This window comes from Megasphaera sp. AF13-6AC (assembly GCF_027685385.1).
Classification (GTDB): domain Bacteria; phylum Bacillota; class Negativicutes; order Veillonellales; family Megasphaeraceae; genus Megasphaera; species Megasphaera micronuciformis.
Window position 1 is genome coordinate 1,528 of sequence record NZ_JAQCUN010000021.1, and the last position, 3,533, is coordinate 5,060.

Sequence of the window (3,533 nt, forward strand, 5' to 3'; positions counted from 1 at the left end):
TTTTCCGTCGATATTGCCAAAAAAGTTCAGCAGGTTCGTAAAAGCGGCCTGACCTTTGCACCCGAAGCGGGAACTCAACGCCTGCGTGATGTAATTAATAAGGGGGTTACGGAGAAAGACTTACTGGATGCTTGTGAAAATGCCTTCCAAAACGGTTGGTCGACAGTCAAACTTTATTTCATGATGGGCTTGCCGACGGAAACGGATGAAGATTTGGCAGGAATTGCCGACTTGGCTTATAAGGTTTTGAATTTGTATCGCAAGGTGACGGGAAAGAATAACGGAAAGGTTACGGTCTCCGTATCCAGTTTCGTACCTAAGGCTCATTCGGCTTTTCAATGGGCACCTCAATGCTCCATTGAAGAAATAGAACGAAAGCAGCAGTATATTAAGGGCCTTATTCGCGATAAACACATTTCTTATCATTATCACGATGCTCGTACGGGGCGCATGGAGGCAGCCTTTGCCAGAGGCGACAGACGATTGGGTAAGGTTCTGTATTATGCGTGGAAAAAGGGTTGTAAGTTCGACGGTTGGACGGAGATGTTCGATTACGATAAATGGAATGATTCTTTTGCAGACGCCGGTCTTGAGGTAGATTACTTCGCATCTCGACAAAGAGGAGAGCAAGAACCCTTCCCGTGGGATCACATGAGTGCCGGTGTAGCTAAAGCATACTTGCTCAATGAGTGGAAGAAAGCCCATGACGAAGAGCTGACAGATGATTGTCGCCGTAAACGATGTACGGGTTGCGGTGTCTGTCCCAATTTAGGCGTTCATATTATAGATTTGAAAGCAGGTGACGGCAATGGCAAGACTACGTTTAGCTATTAAGAAGGACAAGGCCTTGCGCTTTTTGTCGCATCTCGATTTTGCCCGAGCCGTTCGTTATGTCGTAATTCGAGCCGATTTACCCGTACAATACTCGGAAGGCTTCAATCCTCATATGAAAATAGCCTTTGCTTCCGCTTTGGGTGTAGGTGTGGCGGCGGCAGAAGAATACATGGATATAGAATTGGCTGAAACAGTAGATGTGGAAGATGTAAAGCAGCGTATGAATGAAAAGGCTCCCGAAGGGTTTGCCGTTCTTGAGGGGCGGTATGTATCCGATAAGGCACCGAAGCTCATGGCCATAGCTAATTATGCCGAGTACCTTTTGTCCGGGCCTTTAACGGAATCTATAGAAGAAGACGTAATCAATCGTCGTCTTGATGTGTTTAACAAGGCTGAAGAAGCGGTGTATGAAAAATATTCACCGAAAACACGCAAAACAAGATATATTAATGTAAAAGACCATGTATTGGAACCGATTACGGCACAAATAGACGGATCGGACATACACTTGCGTGTACGCATTTATCAAAACGAGTCGGGTGCCGTAAAGCCCTCTCAAGTGTGGGAATTATTAGCTCGGCAATTCGATATTCCCGTTGACCCGACCCTGATGCTTGCCGAAAGAACGGGGCTATGGTCGCGACAAAAGGGAGAGAATCGAACTTTGTTCGAAATGCCGTAATACGAAAGTTGGCGATGTGCTATGAAATTATTGGTTGCCGATGTTATTCCGGAAGAAACGCGAATGGCCGTCATAGAAAACGGAAATTTGACGGACTATGCAGTGGAACGAAATGACGAAGCACATATTGTTAATCATATCTACAAGGGTGTCATACAGAATATCCTGCCTGCCATGCAGGCTGCTTTTGTCGATATAGGTCGTAAAAAGAACGCCTTTTTATATTTAGGGGATTTATTTCCCCGTGCGGCGACAAAAGAAGAAATCCAACAGACCCATATTTCCGTAGGGCAAAGCGTACTTGTACAAGTAGTTAAAGACGAACAACCCATGAAGGGAGCCAAGGTGACGGCCAATGTCAGTATTGCCGGTCGTTATGCCGTCTTAATGCCTACGGTAGATTACGTAGGCGTGTCCAAAAAAATTCAGGACGAAGAGGAAAGAAATCGCTTGCGAACTATTGTCAGTGCCGTTAAGCCAGAAGGTATCGGTATGATTGTAAGGACTGTCGCCAAAGACGTATCGGAAGAGGAATTAGCGGCAGATTTACACTACTTATTGCGTACATGGGAGAGTATAAGGGCACGTTATAAGACTACAAGAAAGCCGAAGCTTTTATATCGCGAAGCGGATCTTTTGATGCGTATGATCAGGGATTACTGTACGGATGATGTAAATACTGTCATTGTAGATAATAAAGACGCTTATGAACGTTTGAGTTCTTTTTTTTCGGAAGACGAAATAGATAGAGAGCGCCTGATTTTATATGAAGGAGAAGATCCTGTATTCGACTATTATCACATTGAAGATGAGTTACAGAATGTTATGTCCAGGCAAGTTATGTTGCCTTCAGGAGGAACTCTTATTTTCGATCACACGGAGGCTTTGACGGTCATTGATGTCAATAGCGGTAAATATGTAGGTAACAGCACCCTTGAGGAAACGCTCTTTCATGTAAATCGCGAGGCGGCGGTAGAAATCGCAAGACAGTTGCGATTGCGCGATATAGGGGGCATCATTTTAGTGGACTTTATTGATATGCCCCGATCCGACAGGAGAGACGAACTTTTACGTATTTTGCAGCGTGAAACGGCAGCCGATAGGGCGAGAGTCCATGTATTCGGCATGACGGCCCTGAATCTCGTGGAAATTACACGAAAAAAATCACGGCAAAGTATCCATTTATCTCAATTTTCTCCTTGCACCGTTTGTGGCGGCACAGGTGTTTTGGCCTCTCCTGAATCGGTGTATATCCAAATCGTTCGTCAATTGCGCCATATGATGAAAGTACATCCTATTAAGGGTGATATTTTGATCAGTGCTCATGCCGATGTTTTGGCCCTGTTTAAGGATAAGAAACGAAAAGAGGCTTTGGAAAAAGAGCTGAACCGTTCCCTGTATTTTGAAGACAGCCGGCATGCAAACAGAGAAGTATTTTCCGTATTTTCAAAAGCCGAGTAAGTCATAACTGTAAATACGATAATTGTATGAATAAAGGTTCTATAATAAATGTTGGGGTCAGCACCGAATGGGTGCCGATTTCAACATTTATTTTTTTCCAAAACAAAAGCATATGAGGCTCGCATGCTTTACAATAAAAGTGTCCAAGCCCTAAAGAAAGGATGCGATCTCATATGCCTACTATTGATTATATACAACCCTTCTTCCATATTAAAGGGGAATTTATTACTAATTCCTACCGGAAAGATGATTCATTAATCTATGAAGTGATACTTCCTGTTACAGAGCATACCTGCCCTTGTTGCGGGCATACTACGAAATACATAAAGGACTACCGAGTCCGTACGATCAACTTAGGTAGTATCCATGGTTTATATATTTGTGCTAAATACAAGCAACGTAGATATTCTTGCCCTCAATGTACTCTTACTACCTTCTTCAAACGGCTATACGGAGGGATGCAATAACAAGATCAAAGTATTGAAACGAATAAGTTACGGTCTTAGACACTTTGGGCGCTTCCGAACTCGTATTCTATTGTTGAGCAAAAAGAACG

Annotated in this window: 4 protein-coding genes and 1 pseudogene; all 5 read left to right on the top strand. The window is 43.6% G+C overall.

The window, feature by feature from the left end; all coding sequences use genetic code 11:
• A partial coding sequence (locus PGX78_RS02390; RefSeq protein WP_333523838.1) for a radical SAM protein occupies window positions 1–834 on the top strand: 834 nt, incomplete at its 5' end.
• Window positions 809–1,516: a TIGR03936 family radical SAM-associated protein gene (locus PGX78_RS02395; protein ID WP_270445236.1), complete on the top strand. Its 708-nt coding sequence runs from the start codon at window positions 809–811 to the stop codon at window positions 1,514–1,516. The genes PGX78_RS02390 and PGX78_RS02395, both read left to right, overlap by 26 nt.
• A 21-nt stretch (window positions 1,517–1,537) precedes the next feature.
• Complete coding sequence (locus PGX78_RS02400; RefSeq protein WP_270445237.1) at window positions 1,538–2,977, top strand: Rne/Rng family ribonuclease; 1,440 nt, start codon at window positions 1,538–1,540, stop codon at window positions 2,975–2,977.
• 173 nt (window positions 2,978–3,150) lie between these two features.
• On the top strand, window positions 3,151–3,444 hold the full coding sequence (locus PGX78_RS09480; protein ID WP_442864782.1) for a transposase family protein: 294 nt from the start codon (window positions 3,151–3,153) through the stop codon (window positions 3,442–3,444).
• A pseudogene (locus PGX78_RS02405) lies at window positions 3,395–3,533 on the top strand (transposase); the annotation flags it as partial. The gene PGX78_RS09480 and the pseudogene PGX78_RS02405, both read left to right, overlap by 50 nt.

What these genes read in the sequence shown, in the direction of transcription:
- PGX78_RS02395 (WP_270445236.1), top strand. Translation starts at nt 809, where the DNA reads ATGGCAAGACTACGTTTAGCTATTAAGAAGGACAAGGCCTTGCGCTTT.
- PGX78_RS09480 (WP_442864782.1), top strand. Translation starts at nt 3,151, where the DNA reads ATGCCTACTATTGATTATATACAACCCTTCTTCCATATTAAAGGGGAA.
- PGX78_RS02400 (WP_270445237.1), top strand. Translation starts at nt 1,538, where the DNA reads ATGAAATTATTGGTTGCCGATGTTATTCCGGAAGAAACGCGAATGGCC.